This is a genomic window from Ruegeria sp. AP11, from assembly GCF_056535865.1.
Window position 1 is genome coordinate 3,452,009 of the sequence record NZ_JBQFJB010000001.1, and the last position, 25,305, is coordinate 3,477,313.

At 61.0% G+C, this 25,305-nt stretch carries 23 protein-coding genes; 15 read left to right on the plus strand and 8 right to left on the minus strand.

What is annotated here, in order from left to right; all coding sequences use genetic code 11:
• Positions 1-81 precede the first annotated feature (81 nt).
• The 5 genes from ACR3E4_RS17250 (at position 82) to ACR3E4_RS17270 (ending at position 4,337) form a co-directional block, all read left to right on the plus strand.
• Positions 82-1,896, plus strand: coding sequence for an extracellular solute-binding protein (locus tag ACR3E4_RS17250; RefSeq protein ID WP_480532168.1), 1,815 nt, complete (start codon positions 82-84; stop codon positions 1,894-1,896).
• A gap of 32 nt (positions 1,897-1,928) precedes the next feature.
• On the plus strand, positions 1,929-2,753 hold the full coding sequence (locus ACR3E4_RS17255) for an arsenate reductase/protein-tyrosine-phosphatase family protein (protein ID WP_480532166.1): 825 nt from the start codon (positions 1,929-1,931) through the stop codon (positions 2,751-2,753).
• A gap of 26 nt (positions 2,754-2,779) precedes the next feature.
• Positions 2,780-3,256, plus strand: coding sequence for an arsenate reductase ArsC (locus ACR3E4_RS17260; protein ID WP_480532164.1), 477 nt, complete (start codon positions 2,780-2,782; stop codon positions 3,254-3,256).
• A complete protein-coding gene (locus ACR3E4_RS17265; protein ID WP_480532162.1) occupies positions 3,253-3,912 on the plus strand; it encodes an aquaporin in 660 nt (219 codons plus the stop codon). Before ACR3E4_RS17260 ends, ACR3E4_RS17265 begins: the two co-directional genes overlap by 4 nt.
• A 188-nt stretch (positions 3,913-4,100) precedes the next feature.
• A complete protein-coding gene (locus ACR3E4_RS17270) occupies positions 4,101-4,337 on the plus strand; it encodes a hypothetical protein (protein ID WP_480532160.1) in 237 nt (78 codons plus the stop codon).
• Here the strand turns inward: ACR3E4_RS17270 and ACR3E4_RS17275 are convergent.
• Positions 4,326-4,949, minus strand: a complete 624-nt coding sequence (locus ACR3E4_RS17275; protein ID WP_480532158.1) for a helix-turn-helix domain-containing protein — start codon at positions 4,947-4,949, stop codon at positions 4,326-4,328. The two genes, ACR3E4_RS17270 and ACR3E4_RS17275, sit on opposite strands and share 12 nt — an antisense overlap.
• 65 nt (positions 4,950-5,014) lie before the next feature.
• Here ACR3E4_RS17275 and ACR3E4_RS17280 point away from each other — a divergent pair, with 65 nt between their 5' ends.
• The 5 genes from ACR3E4_RS17280 (at position 5,015) to ACR3E4_RS17300 (ending at position 10,866) form a co-directional block, all read left to right on the plus strand.
• Positions 5,015-6,532: a class I adenylate-forming enzyme family protein gene (locus ACR3E4_RS17280; protein ID WP_480532156.1), complete on the plus strand. Its 1,518-nt coding sequence runs from the start codon at positions 5,015-5,017 to the stop codon at positions 6,530-6,532.
• Positions 6,529-7,188 (plus strand): DsbA family oxidoreductase, encoded by a 660-nt coding sequence (locus ACR3E4_RS17285; protein WP_480532154.1) that lies wholly within the window; start codon positions 6,529-6,531, stop codon positions 7,186-7,188. The genes ACR3E4_RS17280 and ACR3E4_RS17285 overlap by 4 nt, the downstream gene beginning before the upstream one ends.
• Positions 7,189-7,261: 73 nt before the next feature.
• Positions 7,262-8,470 carry an MFS transporter gene (locus tag ACR3E4_RS17290; RefSeq protein WP_480532152.1) on the plus strand — a complete coding sequence of 403 codons (1,209 nt, stop codon included), beginning with the start codon at positions 7,262-7,264 and terminating at the stop codon, positions 8,468-8,470.
• A 57-nt stretch (positions 8,471-8,527) separates the two neighbouring features.
• On the plus strand, positions 8,528-10,192 hold the full coding sequence (locus ACR3E4_RS17295; protein WP_480532150.1) for a tetratricopeptide repeat protein: 1,665 nt from the start codon (positions 8,528-8,530) through the stop codon (positions 10,190-10,192).
• Positions 10,189-10,866 carry an SH3 domain-containing protein gene (locus ACR3E4_RS17300; protein WP_480532148.1) on the plus strand — a complete coding sequence of 226 codons (678 nt, stop codon included), beginning with the start codon at positions 10,189-10,191 and terminating at the stop codon, positions 10,864-10,866. Before ACR3E4_RS17295 ends, ACR3E4_RS17300 begins: the two co-directional genes overlap by 4 nt.
• On the opposite strand, the gene mfd is transcribed toward ACR3E4_RS17300, so the two are convergent.
• Both mfd and ACR3E4_RS17310 read right to left on the minus strand, forming a co-directional pair.
• Positions 10,863-14,318 (minus strand): transcription-repair coupling factor, encoded by a 3,456-nt coding sequence (mfd, locus tag ACR3E4_RS17305; RefSeq protein WP_480532146.1) that lies wholly within the window; start codon positions 14,316-14,318, stop codon positions 10,863-10,865. The genes ACR3E4_RS17300 and mfd overlap by 4 nt on opposite strands.
• 20 nt (positions 14,319-14,338) lie before the next feature.
• Entirely contained in the window at positions 14,339-14,866 is a 528-nt protein-coding gene (locus ACR3E4_RS17310; RefSeq protein ID WP_480532144.1) for a component of SufBCD complex, read from the minus strand.
• 120 nt (positions 14,867-14,986) lie between these two features.
• Between ACR3E4_RS17310 and hemB the strand changes: the two genes are divergently transcribed.
• From hemB to ACR3E4_RS17330, 4 genes are all read left to right on the plus strand, one after another.
• Positions 14,987-15,985 carry a porphobilinogen synthase gene (gene hemB, locus ACR3E4_RS17315; RefSeq protein WP_480532142.1) on the plus strand — a complete coding sequence of 333 codons (999 nt, stop codon included), beginning with the start codon at positions 14,987-14,989 and terminating at the stop codon, positions 15,983-15,985.
• Between the two features lie 143 nt (positions 15,986-16,128).
• Positions 16,129-16,701, plus strand: coding sequence for a lipid-binding SYLF domain-containing protein (locus tag ACR3E4_RS17320; RefSeq protein ID WP_480532140.1), 573 nt, complete (start codon positions 16,129-16,131; stop codon positions 16,699-16,701).
• A gap of 167 nt (positions 16,702-16,868) precedes the next feature.
• Positions 16,869-19,331, plus strand: a complete 2,463-nt coding sequence (locus ACR3E4_RS17325) for a penicillin acylase family protein (RefSeq protein ID WP_480532138.1) — start codon at positions 16,869-16,871, stop codon at positions 19,329-19,331.
• A gap of 103 nt (positions 19,332-19,434) precedes the next feature.
• The gene (locus ACR3E4_RS17330) at positions 19,435-19,830 is read left to right on the plus strand and encodes a nuclear transport factor 2 family protein (protein WP_480532136.1); all 396 of its coding nucleotides are present in this window, start codon (positions 19,435-19,437) and stop codon (positions 19,828-19,830) included.
• A gap of 12 nt (positions 19,831-19,842) precedes the next feature.
• Here ACR3E4_RS17330 and ACR3E4_RS17335 read toward each other — a convergent pair whose 3' ends face one another.
• The 5 genes from ACR3E4_RS17335 to trkA form a co-directional block, all read right to left on the minus strand.
• A complete protein-coding gene (locus tag ACR3E4_RS17335) occupies positions 19,843-20,136 on the minus strand; it encodes a putative quinol monooxygenase (RefSeq protein WP_480532134.1) in 294 nt (97 codons plus the stop codon).
• A gap of 32 nt (positions 20,137-20,168) precedes the next feature.
• Positions 20,169-21,440 carry a GTPase HflX gene (hflX, locus tag ACR3E4_RS17340; RefSeq protein ID WP_480532132.1) on the minus strand — a complete coding sequence of 424 codons (1,272 nt, stop codon included), beginning with the start codon at positions 21,438-21,440 and terminating at the stop codon, positions 20,169-20,171.
• Positions 21,440-21,679 (minus strand): RNA chaperone Hfq, encoded by a 240-nt coding sequence (gene hfq, locus ACR3E4_RS17345; RefSeq protein WP_005982826.1) that lies wholly within the window; start codon positions 21,677-21,679, stop codon positions 21,440-21,442. Before hfq ends, hflX begins: the two co-directional genes overlap by 1 nt.
• Positions 21,680-21,809: 130 nt before the next feature.
• Positions 21,810-23,351 (minus strand): TrkH family potassium uptake protein, encoded by a 1,542-nt coding sequence (locus ACR3E4_RS17350; protein WP_480532130.1) that lies wholly within the window; start codon positions 23,349-23,351, stop codon positions 21,810-21,812.
• Entirely contained in the window at positions 23,351-24,727 is a 1,377-nt protein-coding gene (gene trkA, locus ACR3E4_RS17355; protein ID WP_480532128.1) for a Trk system potassium transporter TrkA, read from the minus strand. The genes ACR3E4_RS17350 and trkA overlap by 1 nt, the downstream gene beginning before the upstream one ends.
• A gap of 96 nt (positions 24,728-24,823) precedes the next feature.
• Here trkA and ACR3E4_RS17360 point away from each other — a divergent pair, with 96 nt between their 5' ends.
• Complete coding sequence (locus ACR3E4_RS17360) at positions 24,824-25,303, plus strand: hypothetical protein (protein WP_480532126.1); 480 nt, start codon at positions 24,824-24,826, stop codon at positions 25,301-25,303.
• Positions 25,304-25,305 lie beyond the last annotated feature (2 nt).

Below are 25,305 nucleotides of genomic sequence, written 5' to 3' on the forward strand. Positions count from 1 at the left end.
AGCTAAAAGTTTGAAAACAGGAAAAATCATGGCTACGATGAATCCCAAACAAAATAAGGCCAGAGCAGGATTGTTTCCAAAATGAGCCCCGATTATCTTCGCCCCGTTCGACCCCTTATTGCGGGAATCACCTGCATTTTTGTTGCCTCTCTGGCGTCGGCAGAATCGGCCCATGGCATAGCTATGTATGGCGAACCGGCCCTACCACCGGATTTTGTGTCGCTGCCCTACGCAAACGCGGACGCACCCAAGGGCGGCAAAGTTGTGTTCGGAAATACCGGCGCCTTTAACAGCTTGAACCCGTTTGTGCAAAAAGGCACGTCACCCTGGCAGTTGCGATTTTGGACCCATGAAAGCCTGATGGGCCGGTCCTGGGACGAACCTTTCACTCTTTACGGGTTGTTAGCCGAATCAGTTGAAACGGCCAAGGACCGCTCCTGGGTCGAATTTACCCTCCGTGAGAACGCCGCATTTTCAGACGGATCACCCGTCACTGTTGATGATGTGATCTGGTCGTATGAGGTTTTGGGCACCGAAGGGCACCTGCGCTATCGCGGGCTCTGGGGTAAGATCGACAGTATCGAACAGACAGGCCCGCGAACGGTGCGCATCACCTTCAATGAGCCCGACCGCGAACTGGCGCTGATCGCCGGTCTGCGCCCGATCCTGCAAAAGGCGCAATGGGAAGGTAAGGATTTCGCCAATGCCTCGCTTCACGACATCCCGATCGGGTCGGCCCCCTATGTCGTGGATGACTATGAGGCCGGGCGCTATGTCACCCTGAGGCGGAACCCCGATTACTGGGGCGCGGATATTCCCTTCCGCAAAGGCACCATGAACCTCGATGAAATGCGGATCGAATTCTACGGCGATGCGACCGTACTGTTCGAGGCCTTCAAGGCCGGTGAACTGACCGCCGTGCGCGAATTCAACGCCGACAAGTGGGACACCCAATACGGCTTTCCCGCCGTTCAACGCGGCGATGTGATCAAGACGGAAATTCCGCACGGCAAACCTTCGGGCATGACGGGCTATGTCATGAACACACGCAAAGCGCCGTTCGATGACTGGCGCGTGCGTGAGGCGCTGACGCTGGCCTTCAACTTCGAGTTCATCAACGACACCATCACCGGCGGCGCACAGCCCCGGATCACCTCGTATTTCTCGGGTTCGGACCTTGCCATGCAACCGGGGCCGGCGACGGGCCGGGTGGCCGAGCTGCTGCAACCCTACGCCGCCGACCTGCCACCCGGTACACTCGAAGGCTACACACCACCCGAGGGCGACGGATCGGCCCGCAATCGCGCCAACCTCCGCAAGGCCGCAAAACTGCTGGCCGAGGCGGGCTGGACCATTCAGGACGGCGTCTTGCGCAATGACAAGGGAGAGCCGTTCACTATCACGGTCCTGCTGCAACAGGGCGACAGCGACAATATGACGGCGATGGAGATCTATACCCGCGCGCTGGAACGTCTGGGTATTGCGGTGACCATCGAACAGGTCGACAGCGCGCAATACACCGGTCGCACCGCCGAGCTGGATTTCGACATGACCATCTTTCGCCGAGCTCTGTCGCTGTCTCCGGGCAATGAGCAGCGCCTGTATTGGGGCAGAGAGAACGCTGACTCGCCGGGCACGCGAAACCTGATGGGTGTGGCCTCGCCTGCGGTCGACGGGCTGATCGATGCGATGCTGGCCTCGGAAAGCCATGAGGATTTTGTTGCCGCCACCCGCGCATTGGATCGCGTGCTAACCGCCGGTCGCTATGTCATCCCGATCTGGAGCTTCGATGTCGGGCGCATTGCCCACGCGAAACAGCTGAAGCAACCCGAAACCCTGCCCATCTATGGCGACGGGCCGGAATATATGCCTCAGGTTTGGTGGTATCAGGATTGACGCACCCATTCTATTTCCATATTTCATGAAATATGGAAATAGAGATTCATGACAGATTAGGCGCGCTTGCGCACCCCAAACGGCTGGACCTGTTCCGGTTGCTGATGCGCCGCTATCCGGATTCCGTCCCGGCGGGTCAAATCGCCGAGGCGCTGGCGCTGAAACCCAACACGACCTCAACCTATCTGGGCGCGCTCAAGGCTGCGGGTTTGATCGAACAGACCCGCGCTGGCACGTCGTTGCAATACACCGCCAACCTGTCCGCCGTGCGTGGTCTGTTCGACGGTCTGTTGGGGGACTGCTGTCAGAATCGCCCCGATCTGTGTCTGCAACCTTCCGATGAGCCTTTGGTGGTTCAGCCGAACCGCGTGATGAACGCCCTCTTCATCTGCACCGGAAACTCAGCCCGCTCGATCATGGCCGAGGCCATTCTGAATCGTCAGGGCAACGGGTTGTTCCGTGCCTTCTCTGCCGGAACCACCCCGTCAGAGGGGCCGAACCCGAACGTGTTGGAGCTGCTTCAACAGAAGGAATACGACATCTCCGATCTGCGCTCGAAATCGCTGGATGAGTTTGCATCCAATGACGCGCCGAAGGTGGATTTCGTCTTTACCGTCTGCGATCACGCCGCCAACGAGGCCTGCCCCGCTTGGCCGGGCCAGCCGATCAGCGCCCATTGGGGCCTGCCCGACCCGGTCAAGGCCCAGGGCACCGGGGCGCAAAAGCAACTGGCGTTTCAACAGACCTATGGGCTGCTGCACAATCGTCTCACCGCGTTTGCCAGCCTGCCTTTTGAAACGCTCGACCGTATCTCATTGCAACACAAGGTGGACGATATCGGCCGCATGGTCGAGTGATCCCCTACCAACGCAAGGACTTCCGCATGAACATACTGGTTCTCTGTACGGGCAACTCTGCCCGGTCGATACTGTTGGAATCGATCTTCAATCACACCAGCGGCGGGCGCGTGCGCGCCTACTCTGCCGGATCGAATCCGGCCGGCAAAGTGCATCCGCAATCGCTGACGCTGCTGGGCAGCGAAGGCCACGATGTCCGTGACTCCCGATCCAAAAGCTGGGATGAATTTGCTGCCGAAGACGCGCCCGAAATGGACATGGTGATCACCGTCTGCGGCTCGGCCGCCGAGGAAACCTGTCCCGTCTGGCCTGGTGCTCCGGTCCGCGCCCATTGGGGCGTCGAAGACCCTGCCGCCGCATCCGAGGCCGATTGGGACACCGCCTTCCGCACCGCTTATGACATTCTGGGTCGCCGCGCCGAGGCCCTGCTGGCCCTGCCCATCGAGACCATGGACAACGACGAGCTAACCGCTCAACTCAGTCGTATCGGAGAGATCACATGAATGCCCGTCAGTATTTTGCTGAATTCCTCGGCACCGCATTCCTGCTGATCGGGGTCGTCGGATCGGGCATCATGGCGCAGACGCTGGCGGGCGGGAACATCGCGCTGGCGCTTCTGGCGAATGCAATTGCGACCGGCTGCATGCTTTACGCCATCATCACCACGCTTGGCCCCGTCTCGGGCGCGCATTTCAACCCTGCAGTGACGCTGGCCTTCGCTTTGCGTGGTGAACATCCCTGGCGCGCGGTCGCGCCCTATATGCTGGTCCAGATCGCTGGCGGCATCGTCGGCGTATGGGCCAGCCACTATATGTTCGACCTGCCGATTCTGCAGAGTTCAGAAACCCTGCACCGCACCGGATCGCACCAATGGTTCTCGGAAATCATCGCAACGCTGGGCCTGCTCTTTGTGATATTCGGCGGAATTCGGCACAAACCGGATACGGTACCAGCGCTTGTGGGTCTCTATATCACTGGCGCCTACTGGTACACGTCTTCAACAAGTTTTGCGAATCCGGCTGTTACCATCGCAAGGGGCTTTACGGATACATTTGCCGGGATATACCCTGCGCATATCCCGATGTTCATCTTAATGCAGATAATTGCTGTATTTATCGGGTATGTATTGCTGAACTGGCTGTTTCAGCCAGAAGAATAACGGACCGGCCGCCACTCACTAAACAGCAGGTCCGTGCGCCCGTTGCGGTTTTACCGCAGCGGGTTTTTGTCTCTGGTCGACCAATTAACGCCCTGCGACATTTTGTCATGTCCGCAGCATCGCCCCCCGCTCCGTAAGCTGACTTGGGGGAGAGCTATCCTGAAACACCAACAAAGGAAGGCTCGCAGATGCTAAACTGGGCTGATCTGACGCAAGATTGGGGCGCGTCGTATGAGCGCGCTAAACGCAGGTTTCCGAACCTGCGCGACACGGACATGGCGCGCGTTGGCGAAGACCGCAAACAGTTCGAGGCCTATCTGGCCGAGCGCCATCATCTGACCGTAAACGAAGCGCGCGAAGAGCTTGAGGATTTCCTGTTCACCGAAGCGCTGAACCGCGAGGCGGCTCAATCCTTAAGTAAGTGACGTCACCCAAAGGATCGTGGCGTCCTCATCACTGACCGAGATGACATTGTGCCCCATGCTGCCATCGTAATAGGCACTGTCGCCCCGGCGCATCTCGACGGGTTCATAGAATTCGGTAAACAGACGTACCACACCAGTCAGAACATATAAGAATTCCTCACCATCATGACGCACCCAGCCGTCGAACTCCTCCATCGACCGCGCACGCACGCGGGCGCGATAGGGCAGCATCTGCTTTTTGGTCAGCGTTTCGGCCAGCAGCTCGTGTTCATAGGTTGCGGTCGCGTGCGCGGCACCTTCCCCCATCTTGGTCACGGACATACGGCCAATCACCTGATCCCGCTGCGGCGGCGTGAATAGCTGTGGCACCGAAATCTCCAGCCCCGTCGCCAGCTTTTTCAGCGCGTCATAGGTCGGGGACATCTGGCCGTTTTCGATCTTGCTGAGCGTCGACCGCGCCAGTCCCGCCTGCGTGGCCGCCTGTTCAAGCGTCCAATTCCGTGCCTTGCGCAGTTCGCGCACCCGCGCGCCCAGATCGACTGGCTCAAGCTCGGTGCTGATGCCGTTGTCGCGCGCGATGCGGACGATGGAGTTATGATCTTTCGTGGTCATGGCTCTTTCTATAGGCCCAGCCCGCGCCGCTTGCAACGCGCCGCAACCAGCGATAGCCGTGGGCCATGTTGTCGATCTTTGATCAGGGACCCTTCGCGCCCTGCCCCAGCCCGTTCAATCTGGCCGCGCATGTGCTGCGCCATGCCAATGACTGTGCCGACAAAACGGCTCTGTCCGTTCTCGGCCCGCACTCTGCCAGTGACTGGAGCTATGCAGAGCTGCAGGCTGCGATCCTTGGCACCGGAACCGGCCTGCTCGACGCGGGGCTGACGGCCGGAGATATCGTGCTCATGCGGCTGGGCAACACGGTCGATTTCCCGATTGCCTATCTGGGTGCCATCGCGGTGGGGCTGGTTCCGGTTCCGACCTCGTCGCAGCTGACCCAGACGGAAACGGCAGCCATCATCAAAGACCTGAACCCGGCTGCGATCCTGCGCGATCCCGACGTGCCCTGCGCCCCGCATCCGCGTCAGATCACCCTGCTCGATCTGACCGAGATACGCAGCCGGCCCCCGGCGCAGTTCGAGATGGGAGACCCAGACCAGATGGCCTATGTGGTCTATACTTCGGGCACCTCGGGCAAACCTCGTGCGGTCGCCCATGCGCATCGGGCGATCTGGGCGCGGCAGATGATGGTTGAGGGCTGGTATGGGCTGACGCCATCCGACCGGCTGTGCCATGCGGGCGCGTTCAACTGGACCTATACGCTGGGCACCGGGTTGATGGACCCTTGGACTATTGGTGCAACTGCACTGATCCCTGAGCCCGGGACCGACACCTCGGATCTGGCTACATTGCTGAACACCCACAAGGCCACGATCTTCGCCGCCGCACCCGGCGTCTATCGCAAGATACTGCAGGACCCGGCACGCGTAACCCTGCCCAACTTGCGGCACGGCCTCAGCGCGGGCGAGAAACTGTCGCACCACCTGCATGAGCTTTGGCTGCAGACCACGGGCACCGAGCTTTATGAGGCTTATGGCATGTCCGAATGCTCGACCTTCATCTCCTCCAGCCCAAGCCACCCGGCACGCAGAGACGCTCTGGGCCAGCCGCAGCCCGGGCGCCGTGTCGCCATTGTCGGACCGGACGGCCCGGTTCCGCAGGGGCAAGAAGGCACAATTGCTATCCACCGTAATGATCCCGGCCTGATGCTGACCTACCTGAACGCCCCCGAAGAGGCACAGGCTCGTATGACCGGCAATTGGTTCCTGACCGGCGATCAGGGGGCGATGGCGGCGGACGGGCAGATCATCTATCTTGGGCGCGATGACGACATGATGAATGCGGGCGGCTATCGGGTGTCCCCGGTCGAGGTCGAGACCGCCCTGTCCACCCATCCCGGCATCACGCAGGTCGGCGCGGCGGCGGTCGAGGTGAAACAGGATGCTTCGATCATCGTTGCCTTCTACACCGGCCCCGAAGAACTGGACGCGGACGAGCTGCGCGCCTATGTGTCTGACAAGCTGGCGCGCTACAAACAGCCGCGCGCCTTTGTCCACCTGCCCGCCCTGCCCACCGGAGGCAACGGCAAACTCCTGCGCCGCGCCCTGCCGGCCTATTTCAAGGCGACGCCCGAATGACACAGACCGTAAAGCTCGACATCATGTCCGACCCGATCTGCCCCTGGTGCTATATCGGCAAGACCCATCTGGACAAGGCGTTGGCCGAAGTACCGAACCACCCGTTTGTGATCGAGTGGCACCCCTTCCAGCTGAACCCGGACATGCCCGACGCAGGCATGGACCGGCGTGAGTATCTGGAGCGCAAGTTCGGTGGCAAGGACGGTGCTGTCCGCGCCTATGCGCCCGTGGTCGAACATGCAGAAAACGCCGGTCTGAAGATCGATTTCGAGGGCATGAAACGCACCCCCAACACGCTGGACGCCCACCGCCTGATCCATTGGGCCGGGATCGAGGGCAAACAGAACGCCGTGGTCGACGCGCTGTTCAACGCCTATTTCGTCGAGGCGCGAGACATCGGCGACCATGAAGTTCTGGCCGATATCGCCGACAGCGCCGGTATGGATGCTGCCGTGGTGGCGAAACTGCTGAAATCGGACGCCGACCGAGAGGATATCCGAACCCGCGATTCGCATTCCCGCGAGATGGGCGTGAACTCGGTGCCCACCTATATCGTGGCCAATCAACATGCGGTTCCCGGCGCGCAACCGCCTGAACTGTGGGGCAAAGTGATCGCCGAGATCATGTCTCAGATTGAGGCTTCTCCTGCAGAATAGCACATACCTCTGTGCATTCCTGATCTAGTCCAACCCGCAGCAGCGTGATAGCGCTGCTGGGAAGGAGCTCCCCATGACCAATCGCATGTCCCGGGGCGAATTCATTGCGCTGGTCGCGATGATGTTCGCCACGATCGCCTTTTCGATCGATTCAATGCTGCCCGCCCTGCCCGAGATCGGGGCAGAGCTCAGCCCCGGTGACCTCAACAAAGCGCAACTGATCCTGACGTCTTTTGTTCTGGGTATGGGGATCGGCACCTTCTTCACCGGACCGATTTCCGACGCGGTCGGGCGCAAGCCGGTCATCTTTGGCGGCGCGGCTTTGTATATTCTTGCCTCTGCCGTCGCCTGGGCCAGCTCGTCGCTGGAACTGGTGTTGGCTGCACGCGTGGCCCAAGGCCTGGGTGCCGCCGGCCCGCGCGTTGTCGCGATGGCTATCATCCGTGACCTCTTTGCCGGGCGCGAAATGGCCCGCATCATCTCAATTGCGATGATGATCTTCACGCTGGTTCCGGCAATCGCGCCGCTGCTGGGTGCGGGTGTTATCGCTCTGGTCGGGTGGCGCGGTATCTTTGCGTCCTTCATCCTGTTCGCGTCGATCATCATAATCTGGATGGCGCTGCGCCTGCCCGAATCCCTGGCCCCCGAAAACCGCCGCCCCTTCCGTCTGCCGCTGATGATCGCAGCTGTGCAAGAGATGATGGCCCATCCCACCGTGCGCCTGTCGATCCTTGTGCAGACACTGTGCATGGGGCTGCTGTTCACCATGCTGACCATGGTGCAGCCGATCTTTGATGTCATACATGGCCGGGCCGAAAGCTTCCCGTTCTGGTTTGGTGTGGTGGCGCTGTTCTCTGGCTCGGCCAGTCTGCTAAACGCCGCGCTGGTGATCCGTGTGGGCATGCGCCGGATGGTGACCTGGGCCCTTGGCGCACAAATCCTGATCACAAGCGGCGTCGTCTTCCTGAACATGACCCCATTGTCGCCCGACACCTCGTTCGGCCTGTTCGTAGCCTGGCAGACGTCAATATTCTTCATGGCAGGCGTGACCATGGGCAACCTGAACGCCATCGCGATGGAGCCGATGGGCCATATCGCAGGCATGGCCGCATCTGTAATCGGTTCAATCGCAACGGTGCTGGCGGCAGCGATTGCGGCCCCGGTCGGATTGCTGTTCGATGGCTCGATCACACCACTGACGACCGCCGTTCTGATCATGTGCATCCTTGGCTTTGGGCTGATGCTGCATATGGGCCGGATCGAAAACAGACTGCCCGCCTGATCTGTGCAGAGCGTATGAATCGCGCTAACCTGCCTGCATTCAGTGGGGAGGGGATTCATGAGCGACTATTACAATCTGGGCACATATTCCTGTGCGGTCAGCACGTCATCACCTGAGGCGCAGCTCTGGTTCGATCGCGGGCTGGTCTGGACCTATGGCTATAACCATGACGAGGCGGTTGCCTGTTTCCAGAAAGCCGCCGAGCATGACCCCGACTGTGCCATGGCCCATTGGGGCGTCGCCTATGCGGCAGGGCCGAACTACAACCTGCCGTGGGAATTGCGCGACGAACAGGGCCAAACCAATGCGTTGGCGACTGCCTATGACGCGATGCAACGCGCGATGGCTTTGCTGGACAAATGCACGCCGGTCGAGGCGGCGCTGATCCGCGCGCTGCCTGCCCGGTACCCGCAGCGGGATCCGGCCGAGGATATGCACCGGTGGGACTATGACTATGCCGACGCCATGCGCGCGGCTTTCGCTGATCACCCGGACGATCTGGACCTGCGCACGATTTATGTGGAATCGCTTCTGAATCTGACCCCATGGCAGATGTGGAACCTGAAAACCGGGCAACCCGCCGAAGGCGCGGCCACGCTCGAGGCGCAAGAGGCGCTGGAAACGGCGATGGCCGAAGACCCGGCGGCGATGTCGCATCCCGGTCTTCTACACCTCTATGTCCATCTGATGGAGATGTCGCCGACGCCGGAAAAAGCCCTGAAAGCCGGTGATATCCTGCGCACTCTGGTGCCCGATGCGGGGCATCTGGTACATATGCCAACCCATATCGACGTGCTCTGCGGCCACTACCAAAACGTCGTCCATTGGAACGCGCAGGCCTCGGTCGCCGATCTGAAGTATTACGAGCGTGAGGGCGCGTTCAACATCTACACCGGTTATCGCCAGCACAACTATCACTTCACCATCTATGGCGCTTTGTTCCTCGGCCAGATGGAACCGGCCCTGCGCGCCAATCAGGGCCTGTGGGACACAACCCCCGAAGATATGCTGCGGATCGAAAGCCCGCCCATGGCGGACTATTTCGAAAGCTACATGTCGATGGGCCCCCATATCCTGATCCGCTTTGGCCAATGGGAAGAGGCGAAGGCGCTGGCATTGCCCGAGGACCCTGATCTCTATCGCACGCTCACCGCGACCACGCATTACGCCCGCGCCATCGCCCATGCGGCCACCGGCGAAGTGACACAGGCCGAATCCGAAGAACAACTGTTCCTCGCCGCCAAGACCTGCGTGCCCGAGACCCGCCGCCTGCACAACAACCGTGTCATCGACCTGCTGGAGATCGCAGCCGAAATGCTGCGCGGCGAGATCGAGTATCGCAAAGGCAATTACGAGATCGCCTACGCTCATCTGCGCCGCTCGGTCGAGTTGGACGATACGCTGCCCTATGACGAGCCCTGGGGCTGGATGCAGCCCACCCGCCACGCGCTGGGCGCGCTGTTGTTTGAACAGGGCCACGTCGCCGAGGCCGAAGCTGCCTATCGCGAGGATCTGGGTCTTGGCGGAGCGCTCAGCCGTGCCTCGGTTCACCCGGACAATGTCTGGAGCCTTAAGGGGTTGCATGATTGCCTGAAGGCACGTGGTGAGACGGTGGAAATCCGCCAGATCAAGCAACGCCTGGATCTCGCGCTTGCCCGCGCGGATCGTGCCGTCGGTGCATCATGTTTCTGCGCCCAGGCCGCGATGAGGGCCGCTGAATGAAAGTGACCCTTCTGGTGGCAAGCCTGCTGATCGCTGGCCCGGCCCTTGCGCAGCGCCAGACCTTTCCGCCCGTCGATGAGGCGGACAAAAACCCTTCATTGGTCGCATTCCGCGCCGACCTGCTGGCGAAGATCATGGCGCGCGACACCGACGCCGTCACCGCCGCCGCCTGCCCCGACATTTATCTCAGCCATGGCAGCGCCGGTGGCCCGGAAGAGTTTCACACCAACCTCACCGTCCCCCCGGAAACGCTTGGCGAAGAATTTCAGGACGAAGCCGCAGAGCTTCGCGAATATTACTGGACGCAATTGCAGGAAACGCTTTCGCAACCGGGATATTTCGACGATCAGGGCGAATTCTGGATGCCGCATCACTGGCGGATCACCCTGCCCGCTTCGGTGGACCCGTTCACGGCCTTCTTTGTCTCGGGGGAAAGCGTCACGCTGCGCCAGACCCCGTCGCGCGGTGCGGCTATCCTGGCGCTGGTCAGCCATGAGATAGTGATCGTGCCTGACTTTCAGCCCGATGCGGAATACCAGAAAATCCGGCTGACTGACGGAACACCGGGCTACCTGCTCAGCGATTTTCTGACATCAATGGTAGGTTACCGCGCCGCGTTGGTCCAATCCGACACGGGCGAGTGGCAGCTTTGCACATTCGTGACCGGCGACTAGGCTTTGGCCTTCTTCTTCTCGGCCACGACCTTCTCGGCCAGATCGCGGGCGATCGCAAAGGCCCCCTTGATCTTGTCGCTGTCCTTTTTCCAATCGCGCCGGACAACGATTTTATTGTCCTTGACCTTGGCCAGCCCGCGCTGGTTCTGGATGAACTCGACCAGCCCCTGAGGTGAAGCGAACTTGTCATTGTGGAACTGGATCGTCGCGCCCTTTGGCCCGCCATCCAGCTTGGCAATGCCTGCGCGTTTGCACATCGCCTTGATGCGCACCACCAGCATCAGGGTGTTGACCTCTTTCGGCAGCGTTCCGAAACGGTCGATCAGTTCGGCGGCGAAACCTTCCAACTCGACCTTGGTCGACAGCGACGACAGGCGACGATAAAGCCCCAGGCGCACATCCAGATCGGGCACGTAATCCTCGGGGATCAGCACCGGCACGCCCAGATTGATCTGCGGCGCCCATTGGTCATCGGCGTCCGACAGCCCCTCCATCTCACCGGCCTTGATCTTGGCAATCGCCTCTTCCAGCATGGACTGATAAAGCTCATAGCCTACATCGCGCATCTGGCCAGACTGTTCCTCACCCAGCAGGTTGCCCGCACCGCGAATGTCGAGATCCTGCGACGCCAGCGTGAACCCGGCCCCCAGCGTATCCAGTGATCCCAAGACCCGCAGGCGCTTTTCGGCAGTCGCCGTCAGCCGCTGGCGCGGCTTGGTGGTCAGATAGGCATAGGCACGGGTTTTCGAGCGCCCCACCCGGCCCCGGATCTGATAGAGCTGCGCCAGCCCGAACATATCCGCCCGATGCACAACCATCGTGTTCGCGGTCGGGATATCCAGCCCGCTTTCCACAATCGTCGTGGCCAGCAGCACGTCATATTTACCGTCATAGAAGGCGTTCATCCGGTCGTCGAGTTCACCTGCCGCCATCTGCCCATGGGCGACCACATAGGTCAGCTCGGGCAGTTGCTCTTTCAGGAATTCCTCGATCTCGGGCAGGTCCGAAATGCGCGGCACCACATAGAAGCTCTGTCCGCCGCGATAGTGTTCGCGCAGCAGCGCCTCGCGGATTGTAACGGCATCGAACTCGCTGACATAGGTGCGGATCGCCAGACGGTCGATGGGGGGCGTGCCGATGATCGACAGGTCACGCACGCCGGTCAGGGATAGTTGCAGCGTGCGCGGAATCGGCGTTGCGGTCAGGGTCAGCACGTGGATGTCGCTGCGCAGCTGTTTCAGGCGTTCCTTATGCCCCACACCGAAATGCTGTTCCTCGTCGATGATCAGCAGGCCCAGATTGTTGAACCGTATCCCCTTGGCCAGCAGCGCGTGGGTGCCGATCACGATATCCACCGTGCCGCGCGCCAGCCCGTCACGTGTCTGCTGCGCCTCTTTCGCCGAGACGAAACGCGACAGTTGTCGGACCTCCAGCGGGAATCCCCGGAAGCGTTCCTTGAATGAGGCCGCGTGTTGACGTGCCAGCAGCGTGGTGGGCGCGATCACCGCGACCTGTACGCCGGACATGGCGGCGACAAAAGCGGCGCGCATCGCGACCTCGGTCTTGCCGAACCCAACGTCGCCGCAGATCAGGCGATCCATCGGCGCACCGGAATGCATATCCTCCATCACCTCGGATATAGCGCGCAACTGGTCGTCGGTTTCCTGATAGGGAAAGCGCGCGCTGAACTCCTCCCACGCATGCGGCGGAGGGTCCATCACGGGCGCCTTGCGCAGGGCGCGTTCAGCGGCGATGCGGATCAGCTTGTCCGCCATTTCGCGGATGCGCTCTTTCAGCTTTGCCTTCTTGGCCTGCCACGCGCCACCGCCCAGCCGGTCCAGCAGCCCCTCGTCATGGCCGTATTTCGACAGCAGCTCGATGTTTTCCACCGGCAGGTACAGCTTGGACTGTTCAGCATATTCCAGCAGCAGGCATTCATGCGCGGCACCGGCGGCGGTGACCACTTCCATCCCCTGATAGCGGCCGATGCCGTGATCCACATGCACCACCAGGTCACCGGGGGACAGCGACTGGGTCTCGGTCAGGAAATTCTCGGCTTTCCGGCGTTTCTTGGGCTGGCGGATCAGCCGGTCACCCAACACGTCCTGTTCCGCAATCACTGTCAGGTCCGGGGTTTCGAACCCGTGTTCCAGCGCCCACACGGCCAGATGCAGACCGCGCTTGCCAACGCGGGTGCCGTTGGCCACAGGGATTGCCTCGGCCAAACCTTCGTCCTCGATCAACCCGGTCAGACGTTCGCGCGCACCTTCGGAATACGACGCAATCAGCACCGGCCCCTTGGTCATCTTGTCGGTGATGTGACTGGCCAAAGCACCAAACAGGCTGATGCTTTCCTGCTGCCGCTCGGGGGCAAAGTTGCGCCCGATACGTCCGCCCGCGTCGATCACACCCGGGCCGCTGGCTTGCGGCAGCGGGCTGAACTGCAGCACCCGCCGGTCGCCCACCGCCTGTTCCCAAGCCGCATCATCCAGATACAGCAGACCCGGTGGCGTCGGTTTGTAGACCGTATCCATGCGCGAACGGTTCTCCAGCGCCAGTTTGCGCGTCTCGTACTGATCGGCAATCGTATCCCAGCGCGCCAACCGCGCCGGGGTTACCTGATCGTCCAGCGAGATCGTCGCGACCGGCAGATAGTCGAACAGCGTTTCCAGCTTTTCATGGAAGAACGGCAACCAATGCTCGATGCCCTGATGCTTGCGGCCTGCGCTGACCGCCTCGTATAACGGGTCATCGGTACCGGCCGCGCCAAATTCGATGCGATAGTTCTGGCGGAACCGAGTGATCGCGGCCTCGTCCAGAATGACTTCGGACACCGGCGCAAGCTCGACCACCTCCAGCTTTTCCGTGGTGCGCTGCGAGACAGGATCGAACCGGCGCGCACCGTCCAGAACGTCTCCGAACAGGTCCAGCCGCACGGGGCCGGATTCGCCCGGCGGAAAGATGTCGATAATACCGCCCCGGATGGCATAATCACCGGGCTCCATCACCGTGGGGCTTTGGGTGAACCCCATACGGACCAGAAACTTGCGCAGCGCGTCCTCATCCACCCGATGATCGACCCGCGCAGTAAAGGCCGCCTCGCGCAACACATCACGTGCGGGCACGCGCTGAGTCGCGGCATTCAGCGTGGTCAGCAACACGAACCGATCCGGCATCTGGTGCACCAGCGCGGCCAGAGTCGCCACCCGCGCCGCCGCGATATCGGCATTGGGCGAAACCCGGTCAAACGGCAGACAATCCCAGCCCGGAAACACAAAAACCGGCATGTCTGGCGCAAAGAAGGCCAGCGCGGCCCGCATCGCCTCCATCCGCTTGTCATCGCGCGCAATATGGCACACCGGCCCGCCCGAACGATCGATTTCCTTCAGAACAAGCTGTGCGTCAAACCCCTCGGGGGCGCCGCCAACCGTTACTTGGTTCGGAGCCGTCATCGCCTTGCCCTTCCTCGCGGTTACCAGCCCAAAAGGCCGATCGAGAAATTCTGGTACATCCCCCAAAGGGAGGTGATCAAGATTGAAATCATGCCGATGATCTGTGTGTAGACCCGGCATCGCGTCAGCGTTTTGGAAATCGCCTCAAGCGTCTTCTCTTGCCGACGCAATCGCCGCGCCGCCGCGATATTCACCAGCATGACGAAGCTCAGCGGAAAAAGCAGCAGGAACACGGCCTGCGCAAATTCGACACCATAGAAAAACCCCAGTGTCGCCAGACCGGTAAAGAAAAAACAACTCAACGCCAGAATGACCAGCCCGGATACGTCGACGATATACAGCAAGCGGTTCACATTGATGCGCACGATGTCCAGCAGGTCCTGCTCGGTCTGGCCGCCCACCCGGCGCGCACGCACCACCAGATCATAAGGAATGCCCATGGTCCAATGGCTGGCGGTTGACCACAGAACAGCCAACCCGATCCAATACCACAGATTCGAGAAGCTGCGCATGTCGATGAGTTCGAAAATCGAAGAGTATATGTCCAAGCACCAGCCCCTTATTCACTGTCTGCAGGGACCCTCATCGCAGTGACGCGTCCATTGTTACCCTTGAGACCACGCGCAATTCATGCCACCCAATGCGCAATTGATCAAGGAGAGTGCGCCATGAAACCCACCATCGCCCCCTATCCGCAGACCCGCTTCCGCAGGGCACGTCAATCCGAGGCGATCCGGGGGCTGGTGCGCGAGAACACATTGACGGTGGATGACTTCATCTGGCCGGTCTTTGTGCGCGATGGTGAAGGCATCGAAGAGCCCGTGCCGTCCATGCCCGGCGTCATGCGCCGCTCGGTCGATCTGATTGCCAAAGCTGCGATTGAGGCACAGTCACTGGGTATTCCGGCGATCTGCATCTTTCCCTACACCGATCCAAGCCTGAAAACCGAAGACTGCGCCGAGGCCTGGAACCCCGACAACCTGTCGAACCGCGCCATCCGCGCGATCAAGGCGGCGGCCCCCGACATCGCGGTGATGACCGATGTGGCGCTGGATCCCTATAACATCAACGGCCATGACGGCTATGTCGTTGATGGCGAGATCGTGAACGATCAGACCGTCGAGGCGCTGGTGAAAATGACGCTGGCACAGGCTGAGGCCGGGGCTGACATCATCGGCCCGTCCGACATGATGGATGGCCGCATCGGTGCCATGCGCAGCGCACTTGAAGCGGCGGGGCATCAGAATGTGATGATCCTCAGCTATGCCGCCAAATACGCCAGTGCCTTCTACGGCCCGTTCCGCGATGCGGTTGGGGCCTCGGGCGCGCTGACCGGCGACAAGAAGACCTATCAGATGGACCCGGCAAATTCGAACGAAGCGCTGCGTCTGATCGAACGCGATCTGACCGAAGGCGCGGACATGGTGATGATCAAACCCGGCATGCCCTATCTGGACATCTGCCGCCGGGTGAAGGACAGCTTTGGCGCGCCGACCTATGCCTATCAGGTGTCGGGCGAATACGCGATGATTCAGGCCGCCGCACAGAACGGATGGATCGATGGCGAAAAGGTGATGCTGGAAAGCCTGCTGGCCTTCAAACGCGCCGGATGCGACGGCATCCTGACCTATTTCGCGCCCGAGGCCGCGCGTATCCTCCAGAGCTAACACCTCAGTTTTTCGCAATTTTTCGCCGATTTGCTGCGGTAGCGGCACAGCTTTCCCGTGACAGGCGGGCACAATCGGCGTATTCTTGCACACAAGATCGGGAATACCCGACATTTCAGGCACATTTACAGAGACAGAGAAACATGAGCAGTTCCAATCTTCCCCGACTAAGCCGTCGCGGCTTTGCCTTTGGCATGGCCGGACTGACCCTGACCGCGGCTTGCGGCAACGGTGTCGGCAACTCGAACGCAGCCACCATCGACGCGCGCGTCGATGCGACGCTGACCGAGATGTACAACAAATACCCCAACACGCGTGAGATCGCCAACAAGGCCAATGGGATGCTGGTCATGCCGCTGATCACCGAGGCCGGGTTTATCTTTGGCGGTGCCTACGGTCAGGGTGCGCTGCGCATTCAGGGCGCGACCGTCGACTATTATTCGGCCATCTCGGGCAGTGCGGGCCTGCAGATCGGCGCACAGCAATATGCGCATGTGCTGTTCTTCATGACCGAAGAAGCCCTGAACGATTTCCGCCGTTCCAGCGGTTGGACCGCCGGGGCCGATATCGGCTATGTGGTTGATGCGACCGGAGAATCCCTGTCCACCGACACCACGCAGCTGCGCAAACCCGTGCTGGCGGCCGTCTTCGGACAGGCTGGCCTGAAGTTCGGAGCCACCGTCGAAGGCACCAAATATACGCGCATCATTCCCTGATCCCGCAGATACCCCCCCTCCCCCCCTCGGACGAGCCCCGCTACATCTTGTGGCGGGGCTTTCAGTTTTGTTGGATATCCACAAATTCCTGTGTCATTCCTCTTTCGATCCGGTGGGTGTTCCAGTAACCTCGGCGCAAACGAATACTTAAGAAACTTGAGGGACAGATGGGTCTGGTTTTTCGCTGGCTGGTGAGACTTACGACAGGCCTGATCGTGCTGGCGGTCGCCGCCGTGGGGCTGGTCTATTTTCTGGCCAGCCAATCGCTGCCCGAATATGACCAAACCATTGAGGTCAAAGGCATAACCGCACCGGTCGAGATCATCCGCGATACGGCCAACGTGCCGCATGTTCTGGGCCAATCCGACCCGGATGTGTTCTTTGGCCTCGGATATGCCCACGCACAGGACCGGCTTTGGCAAATGACCGTCCTGCGCCGGACCGTGCAGGGCCGGTTGTCCGAGGTATTCGGGCAGCGCACCGTACCTGTCGACAAGTTGTTGCGCCGGCTGGATCTGTATGGCCTCGCCCATCGCTCGGTCGAGGTGCAGGACGATTATACCAGGGCCGCCTTGCGCGCCTATTCCGCCGGGGTCAACGCACGACTTGCCGAGATCAACGAACAGGCGCTTGGCCGTGGCGCCCCCGAGATGTTCCTGTTCAACGCGCCTGTGCCACCATGGCAGCCGGGCGACAGCCTTGCCATCATGAAGCTGATGAGCCTGCAATTGTCCGGTCATCTCGCCGATGAGGTACTGCGCGCGCGCACGTCTCTGATACTGAATGATCCGGCGCGGCTGGCGGATATCCTGCCCGACGTGCCGGGCCCGGGGATTGCCGCCCTGCCCGAATACGCCGCTCTGTTCCCGATCCTGCCGCAATATGCGCAGGGCACGCCGATGCCCTATACGCCGCTTTCGCCCTTTCCCGAACGTGGTCTGGCAGGCGCGTCAAACGCCTGGACCGCCGCGCCATCGCGTTCGGCCAGCGGGGGTACCTTGCTGGCCAATGATCCGCATCTGGGACTCACCGCCCCCGGCATTTGGTATCTGGCGCGACTGGAGCTGGCCAAAGGCGGTGTCATCGGCGCGACCATTCCGGGCATTCCCGCCGTCTCTGCCGGGCGCAGCGAGCGTTTGGGTTGGGGCGTGACATCGTCTTATCTGGATGATCAGGATGTTCACATCGAACAGCTGAACCCCGACAATCCCGAAGAATACCTGACCCCCGCTGGCTACAAGCGGTTCCAGACCCGCCCCTCGATTATCGAGATCAAGGACGCGGCTCCTATCACCCTGACCCTGCGCTGGACCGAAAACGGCCCTGTCCTGCCGGGCACGCATTATGATCTGGGCACCATCACGCCTGCGGGCCACGTGGCCTCGTTGTCCTGGACGGCTCTCAGCCCGCGCGACACGTCGATGAGCGCATCGCTGGCGCTGATGAACGCTGATACGGTGCGTGAAGCCATAGATATGGTCGAGGATTACATCGCCCCATCGCAGAACCTGTCTCTGGTCGACAAAGACACGATCGGGCTGAAACTGGTCGGTGCGATGCCCCGGCGCGATCTGAACAACCAGAGCCGGGGCCGCATCCCCACCCCCGGCTGGCTGGAGCGGAACCGCTGGCAGGGTCGATTGCCCTATTCCGACAACCCCGAATTCGTGGCGCCAGCCGGTGGCGTACTGGGCAACACCAACAACAAAATCATCGACCGGCCTTTCCCGCGTCACGTCTCGTATGAATGGGGCGACACACAGCGGGTCAACCGCTGGGAACGTCTGATGCAATCGCGCGAGGTGCACACCCGCGACAGCTTTATCGAGGCGCAACTGGATACGGTCAGCTTCACGGCGCGCTCGCTGCTGCCGCTGATCGGTGCCGACCTCTGGTTCACGGGCGAATCCGCGCCCGAAGGCACGCCCGAACGGCAACGTCAGATTGCGTTGGATCTGCTGGCCAACTGGAACGGCGAGATGAACGAACATCTGCCGGAACCCCTGATCTATGCCGCGTGGCTGCGCGCGCTGCAAATCCGCCTGATCTCGGACGAGCTTGGCCCGCTGGCGGCTGAATACAAACATGTGGAGCCGCTGTTCATCGAACGCGTTTATCGCGATATCGACGGGGCCTCGATCTGGTGCGATGTTCGCCAAAGCGCCCCGGTCGAGACCTGCACCAACATGGCCCGGCTGGCGCTGGATGACGCCATCATCTGGATTTCCGAACGCTACGGCAGCGCTCTGGAATCCCTGCGCTGGGGCGATGCGCATCAGGCCACCCACGACCATCCGGTATTGGGCGAGCTTCCGGTGCTGCGCTTCTTCGTCAATATCCGCCAGTCCACCAGCGGCGGCGACAATACTTTGCTGCGCGGACGCACCTCGGGCGAAGGGCCGGATCCATTTCAGAATGTCCATGGCGCCGGTTATCGCGGCGTTTATGACTTTGCCGACCCCGACAGTTCGGTGTTCATAACGGCAACCGGCCAATCGGGACATTTTCTATCGCGCTATTATGACGATCAGGCCCAGCTGTGGCGGCGCGGAGAATACATCCCCATGTCGCTGGATATCGGACTTGCCCGCGCGGCGGCGGTCGGCGTGACTGTGCTCAACCCGCGCTGATCATATCGGCAAATCCCCGCCCCTTTTTGCGCCCTGCGTAGACGCAGTTGTACGGCTGCGCCTGAACGCACAAGGTGGGCACATTGCACGAGGGGGGAAAGGCATGGGCAGCCTTCGCGATACGTTGAACAATCTGGCGCGCGACTACGCCATCGCCTGGAGTTCGGGCGATCCCGAAGCGGTCGCAAGCTTCTTCGCGCCCGATGGCCGGGTCACCATAAATCACGGCGAGACCCTGCACGGCCATGCCGCAATCGCCGAGATGGCGCGCACGCTCTATTCGGATTTTCCCGATCTGGAAGTGCGTTGCGATATGATGCGTTGGGCCGGACCTCATGCCCTGTTCGTCAGAACCCTTGAGGGCCATCACAAAACCACCGGAAACCGTGTTGTCACCCGAGGTTGGGAACAATGGGAATTGACGCCGGACAACAAAATCCAATCGTCGCTGGAATGGTTCGATACGGATGAACGTCAAAGCCAGATTGACGGCCTCTAGGGCATTCGGGCGCTACTGTGAGGTTATTGAATACGTCCGGGGGATGCCCTGCGTGATCTCATACCAGTCCGAGTTCTTCGTCCGTGCCTGATGGGCATCAAACGCGGCCTGATTTACAAACACCTCAGACACATTGAACCGGCCGGGCTGATCCGTATCTTCGTGGACCTCAAACGACACACATCCCGCCTCCGCCCGTGTCAGCGCGATATGCGCAGGTAAAGCCTGCCGCACATGTTCCAAGCGGTCTGGCGGGACCATGATCTGCCCTCGGAGATAGACCTTTGCAGTGTCTTCGCGCGTCATCGGTTCCTCCTTGAGATGAGGCTGGCCACGGGTCACAGTGCCGCGAAGCGGGCCGCCTGTTTGTCGGTCCAAAGCACCGTGATTTCGAATCCTTCTTCGGTCTGTTCCTCCGACCGCACAACATCCTGACGAAACAGCCAGGCGCGTTTTTGGCCATCGGCAAAGCCCAAAGACAGCGTGACCTCGTGCCGCGCACCCTGCAGGATCGTGGCGATTTCGGACAGTAGAGGATCAACGCCCTCACCCGTCACCGCCGATATTGCAAAGATCGACGGATCGCGCTCGGCCCGCGCCAATGCGGCTTCGCGCTCCTCGGGGCTCAGCAGGTCGATCTTGTTCCAGACTTCCAGCCGGGGGCGATCATCCTCGACACCCAGAGAGGTCAGGATCGTCTCGACATCCTGCGCCTGTGCATCCGTCTCTTCGTGGCTGATGTCGCGGACATGCACGACCAGATCGGCGCCCAGCACCTCTTCCAGCGTGGCGCGGAAGGCGGCGACCAGTTCCGTGGGCAGGTTCGAGATGAATCCCACCGTGTCCGACAGGATTACCTCGGGGCCGTCCGGCAATTGCACCCGCCGCATGGTCGGGTCCAGCGTGGCAAACAGCATGTCCTTGGCCATCACCTCAGCCCCGGTCAGACGGTTGAACAGCGTGGATTTTCCGGCGTTGGTATATCCGACCAGCGCGACAATCGGATAGGGCACCTTGGCCCGTGCCGCCCGGTGCAGCGTTCGGGTCTTCACCACTTTCTGCAACTGGCGACGCAGACGCACCAGTTGTTCGTCGATGGCACGGCGGTCAGCCTCGATCTGAGTTTCACCCGGGCCGCCGACAAAACCAAGCCCGCCGCGCTGACGTTCCAGGTGAGTCCAGGCCCGTACCAGCCGCGTGCGCTGATAGCTCAGCGCCGCCATCTCGACCTGCAGCACACCTTCGCGGGTGCGGGCACGGTCGCTGAAAATCTCAAGGATCAAGCCGGTCCGGTCGAGGATTTTGACCTTCCACGCCTTCTCCAGATTGCGCTGCTGGACCGGCGTCACCGGGCCGTCGATCAGAACCAGCTCGATCTCGTTGTCATGCAGGCGGTCGGCCAGTTCCTCAATCTTGCCGCTGCCGAACAACAATCCGGCCTGTGCACGCGGCAGACGCACGATTTCGGACCCGACCACATCCAGATCGGGCAATGCGGCAGCCAGCGCCACCGCCTCTTCCAGCGCCGGTTCGGGGACGCGGCGCTGTTCGTCTGATTTGATTTCGGGATGCAGCACCCAGGCCCGGGTGCGCGCCCTCTCATGTTCCATCAAGAGGCGTCTTCGCCCTCATACAGGTTGATCGGCTGCGAAGGCATGATGGTCGAAATCGCGTGTTTGTAGACCAGCTGCGACTGTCCGTCGCGGCGCAGCAGCACGCAGAAATTGTCGAACCAGGTGATCACACCCTGCAATTTCACACCGTTGATCAGGAAAATCGTGACCGGGACCTTTGCTTTCCGTACATTGTTCAGGAACGCGTCCTGCAGATTCTGTCTGTCCGAAGCCATATTTTATTATCTCGCCATTGTTCTTGCTACGCGCTGCGGACCAACGCGCTCCCTCCGGCGGAGTATGGAGTGCTGCGCGCAGATATTCCAGATGAAAAATCAGGCAGTAACACCAACAGTTGACGATAGGTCAATCGCGCCACAGGGTGGGCGTGATCAACGCAACGATGGCCAGCGTCTCAAGCCGCCCGATCACCATCGCCGCACACAGCGTCAGCTTGGCGCCCACAGACAGATCGATCAGGCGGATCGGCACGTCGGTTGCCAGCTCGATCAACGGCCCCGTGGTGCTGAGGGCGGCAACGCTCAGCACCATCGCCTGTTCGAATCCGACCCCCATCATCGCCAGCAACAGATCGAACACCGCCAGCGTCAGGGCGAACATCATCAGAAAGATCCAGGCGATGAACGCTCCATCACTCTGGATTCGGCGGTTGCCCCCGCCCTCTCCACTGACCGACGAGGGATAGATCAACCGGTCAATCTCGCGCTTGCCATTGAGATACAGCGCGAAGACCCGCAGCAGCTTGACCCCGCCCGCCGTGGTGGCCACCCCACCGCCGATCAGCGCCAGCCCCATCAGGATCAGACCCGGCGTGCCCAAACCGGACAGTTGCTGCGCATCATTCCAGTTAGCGCTTTCGAAACCGGCTGTGGTCAGAAAGGACAGCGCGGTAAAAATCATGCCCCAGATCACATGCAGCGCCTGCAGCGGCGTCACTTCGAGGCTCAATTCGGCCACCCCGGCCAGGAAGCGCAGAAACAACAGGCTGGCCACGGCCAGAACGATCAGGATACCGATGCGGAACTCGGGGTCCTTGTCCAGCCGCGAATAGCCCGACGTCGCGGTGTCGGTCGAAAAGGTAAGCCGCGACAGGGCGAAGAACAGAAAGAGGAACAGGATCGCCTCACCCGTAATCCCTGCCTTTGATCCTTCGAGCCCTCCGACCGGAGAGATGCCCGAGGTCGCAAGGATCGACATCGCATGGCAGACGGCAGTCAGGCCCTGCTCACCCGCGATCAGCAGCAGCACCCAGATCACCGCAGTCAGCCCCGCATAAACCGGGGTCAGCGTGCGTGTTACCCGGATCAGATGCCCGCGCGGGTCCATCTTCTCGCTTTGCGCCACGCCCGAGACCGGACGCCCCGGCTGCCCGCGCGCGGTGACCTCGAACCCGCCCAGCGACAAGGGGGCAAGGATCGCAGCAGCCGAAATCCACATCAGCAGACCGCCCATCCAGCCAACCTGGGCGCGCCACAGATGCAGGGGTGCATTCAGGCGCGAGGGGTCGGGGAACAGATCGGCCCCGGTGGTAGTCAGGGCACTGACCATATCGAAATAGGCATTCAGAAAACTGGTGGTGCCCAGTGCTTCGTGGAAAGGGATGGCCAGAAACAGCGGCAATATCGTGAAGGCGGACAGCAGAACCGCCAACTGTCCCAGGGTTCCACGGCGCGGGGTTCGGTTCGACATCGCCAGCGCGATGATCAACACCGCAAACAGACCCAAAAGCCCGGAATAAAAGAACGAGCGCGAGGTTTCGTGATCATCCAACGTCAGCGCATAGACCGCCGGTATCCACATCAGGAGCGCGGCAATACCCCAGATCATCAGCAACAGCGGCAATCGCCGCAGCACTCCGACCCGTTGCTGTTGGCGCGCCTGCAACATCAGAAGAAATCAATCGAGACCTGCATCAGCCGTTCGACCTCGGGTACGTCTTTGGCCATGGCAAAGATGGCAACCACGTCTTTCTCTTCGATCCGCAGACTGCCGGTCGGGCGCAAGACCTCATCGCCCTTTCGCACCGCGCCAACAAGCACACCTTCGGGAAAGTCGATATCGCGCAGCTTTTGCCCGGCCATGGGTGAGGTCGACAGCACTTCGGCCTCGATCACTTCAGCTTCGGCATCGCCGATGGAATAGACCTGACGCACGCGCCCGTGGCGGATGTGACGCAGGATGGAACTGACGGTGGTGGCGCGCGGGTTGATATAGGCGTCGATCCCCAGCGGCCCCATCAGCGCCACCATGCTGGGATCATTGATCAGCGCAATCGCCAAGGCGCAGCCTTCGCCCTTGGCACGCACAGCGGCCAGCATATTGGTGCGGTCATCATCAGTGACCGCCAGCATCGCATCGGCGCGTTCGATGCCCGCCTCGCTCAGCAGCGCAGAATCCAGACCGTCGCCATTCAGAACGATTGTGCGTTCCAGCGCCTCGGCGGCGATTTCAGCGCACTTGCGGTCCCGCTCGATGATCTTGGCGCGCACCCGGCTTTCATGCTCTTCCAACGTCCGGGCCACTTCCAGCCCGACATTGCCGCCGCCAACGATCACGACCCGATCCTGTCTGCGCTGCGCTTTGCCGAACACCTCCATCGTGCGATCGACATCCTTGACGCTGGTGAAGACGTAACATTCATCCCCCACAAACAGTTGATCCCCCGGTTCCGGAGCAAACAATGTGCCTTCGCGCCGAACTCCCACCACGATCGAGCTGAGGGTCGAGAACAGGTCGGTCAACTGGCGCAGTGGTGTGTTCACGATAGGACAGTCTTCTTCGACGCGAATGCCCAGAAGCTGCGCCTTGCCATCCATGAAAAGTTCGGTGTCAAAGGCCGAGGGGGCCGAAAGGCGCCGCATGGCGGCCGCTGCAACCTCGCGTTCGGGGCTGATCACCACATCGATGGGCAGATGATCACGGCGATAGAGATCCGAGTGGATTGCTTCCAGATACGACTTGGACCGCAACCGCGCGATCTTGCGCTGAATCGAGAACACCGAATGGGCCATCTGGCAGGTGACCATGTTCACCTCGTCCGAATGGGTCGCGGCGATGATCATGTCGGCATCGCGGGCCCCTGCCCGATCCAACACATCTGGATAGCTGGCAAAGCCGGCAATCCCCTGCACGTCCAGCGTTTCGGTCGCGCGGCGGACCAGATCGGGGTTGTTGTCGACCACCGTCACATCGTTCAGCTCGCCCGAAAGGTGACGCGCAATCTGCCAGCCCACCTGACCGGCACCGCATATGATGACCTTCATAACTCTGGCCCTTCTGCCTGAAATCTTTGAATGACAGATGCCCCCAAAGCGGTCAATTGAATTGTCATGCTGCCTGAGCTGCGGCATGATAAGCACATGAAAACATTGCTGCCCGGCCTGATCTGCCTGCTGACCCTCTCCGCTTGCGGCCCGCTATCGCTCTACTACCGCGAAGGTGAGAGCGTTGCGCGCATGCAGACCGAGACCACCGCCTGTCAGGTGCAGGCGCTGAAAGACGCCCCCGTGGCCAATCAGGTCCGACAGAGCCCGCCGACCTATTGGCCGGGTCGTACCTATTGCGACGGTCGGGGTCGGTGCTATCGCAATCCCGGCTGGTGGGAACCGGGGCGGGTTTATACGGTCGATGTGAATCAGGGGTTGCGGAACAAGGTCGAAGCTCAGTGCATGGCGTCCAAGGGGTATCGCCCTGTCAGCTTGCCGCCCTGCAAACAAGGGGTAAAATCGAGTGTTGCCCCCGCTCGTACAACCACATTGCCGCCGTTGAGCACAGCATCCTGTTTCGTGAAGTTTGACGATGGCTCGTTCCAGATCATCACGCCCGGGCAAGCGGGCTGATA

What these genes read in the sequence shown, in the direction of transcription:
- ACR3E4_RS17320 (WP_480532140.1), top strand. Translation starts at nt 16,129, where the DNA reads ATGAGCAGTTCCAATCTTCCCCGACTAAGCCGTCGCGGCTTTGCCTTT.
- ACR3E4_RS17285 (WP_480532154.1), top strand. Translation starts at nt 6,529, where the DNA reads ATGACACAGACCGTAAAGCTCGACATCATGTCCGACCCGATCTGCCCC.
- ACR3E4_RS17280 (WP_480532156.1), top strand. Translation starts at nt 5,015, where the DNA reads ATGTTGTCGATCTTTGATCAGGGACCCTTCGCGCCCTGCCCCAGCCCG.
- ACR3E4_RS17275 (WP_480532158.1), bottom strand. Translation starts at nt 4,949, where the DNA reads ATGACCACGAAAGATCATAACTCCATCGTCCGCATCGCGCGCGACAAC.
- trkA (WP_480532128.1), bottom strand. Translation starts at nt 24,727, where the DNA reads ATGAAGGTCATCATATGCGGTGCCGGTCAGGTGGGCTGGCAGATTGCG.
- ACR3E4_RS17250 (WP_480532168.1), top strand. Translation starts at nt 82, where the DNA reads ATGAGCCCCGATTATCTTCGCCCCGTTCGACCCCTTATTGCGGGAATC.
- ACR3E4_RS17265 (WP_480532162.1), top strand. Translation starts at nt 3,253, where the DNA reads ATGAATGCCCGTCAGTATTTTGCTGAATTCCTCGGCACCGCATTCCTG.
- ACR3E4_RS17330 (WP_480532136.1), top strand. Translation starts at nt 19,435, where the DNA reads ATGGGCAGCCTTCGCGATACGTTGAACAATCTGGCGCGCGACTACGCC.
- ACR3E4_RS17260 (WP_480532164.1), top strand. Translation starts at nt 2,780, where the DNA reads ATGAACATACTGGTTCTCTGTACGGGCAACTCTGCCCGGTCGATACTG.
- ACR3E4_RS17350 (WP_480532130.1), bottom strand. Translation starts at nt 23,351, where the DNA reads ATGTTGCAGGCGCGCCAACAGCAACGGGTCGGAGTGCTGCGGCGATTG.
- hfq (WP_005982826.1), bottom strand. Translation starts at nt 21,679, where the DNA reads ATGGCTTCGGACAGACAGAATCTGCAGGACGCGTTCCTGAACAATGTA.
- ACR3E4_RS17295 (WP_480532150.1), top strand. Translation starts at nt 8,528, where the DNA reads ATGAGCGACTATTACAATCTGGGCACATATTCCTGTGCGGTCAGCACG.
- ACR3E4_RS17255 (WP_480532166.1), top strand. Translation starts at nt 1,929, where the DNA reads ATGGAAATAGAGATTCATGACAGATTAGGCGCGCTTGCGCACCCCAAA.
- mfd (WP_480532146.1), bottom strand. Translation starts at nt 14,318, where the DNA reads ATGACGGCTCCGAACCAAGTAACGGTTGGCGGCGCCCCCGAGGGGTTT.
- ACR3E4_RS17360 (WP_480532126.1), top strand. Translation starts at nt 24,824, where the DNA reads ATGAAAACATTGCTGCCCGGCCTGATCTGCCTGCTGACCCTCTCCGCT.
- ACR3E4_RS17300 (WP_480532148.1), top strand. Translation starts at nt 10,189, where the DNA reads ATGAAAGTGACCCTTCTGGTGGCAAGCCTGCTGATCGCTGGCCCGGCC.
- ACR3E4_RS17290 (WP_480532152.1), top strand. Translation starts at nt 7,262, where the DNA reads ATGACCAATCGCATGTCCCGGGGCGAATTCATTGCGCTGGTCGCGATG.
- ACR3E4_RS17335 (WP_480532134.1), bottom strand. Translation starts at nt 20,136, where the DNA reads ATGACGCGCGAAGACACTGCAAAGGTCTATCTCCGAGGGCAGATCATG.
- ACR3E4_RS17325 (WP_480532138.1), top strand. Translation starts at nt 16,869, where the DNA reads ATGGGTCTGGTTTTTCGCTGGCTGGTGAGACTTACGACAGGCCTGATC.
- ACR3E4_RS17270 (WP_480532160.1), top strand. Translation starts at nt 4,101, where the DNA reads ATGCTAAACTGGGCTGATCTGACGCAAGATTGGGGCGCGTCGTATGAG.
- hflX (WP_480532132.1), bottom strand. Translation starts at nt 21,440, where the DNA reads ATGGAACATGAGAGGGCGCGCACCCGGGCCTGGGTGCTGCATCCCGAA.
- hemB (WP_480532142.1), top strand. Translation starts at nt 14,987, where the DNA reads ATGAAACCCACCATCGCCCCCTATCCGCAGACCCGCTTCCGCAGGGCA.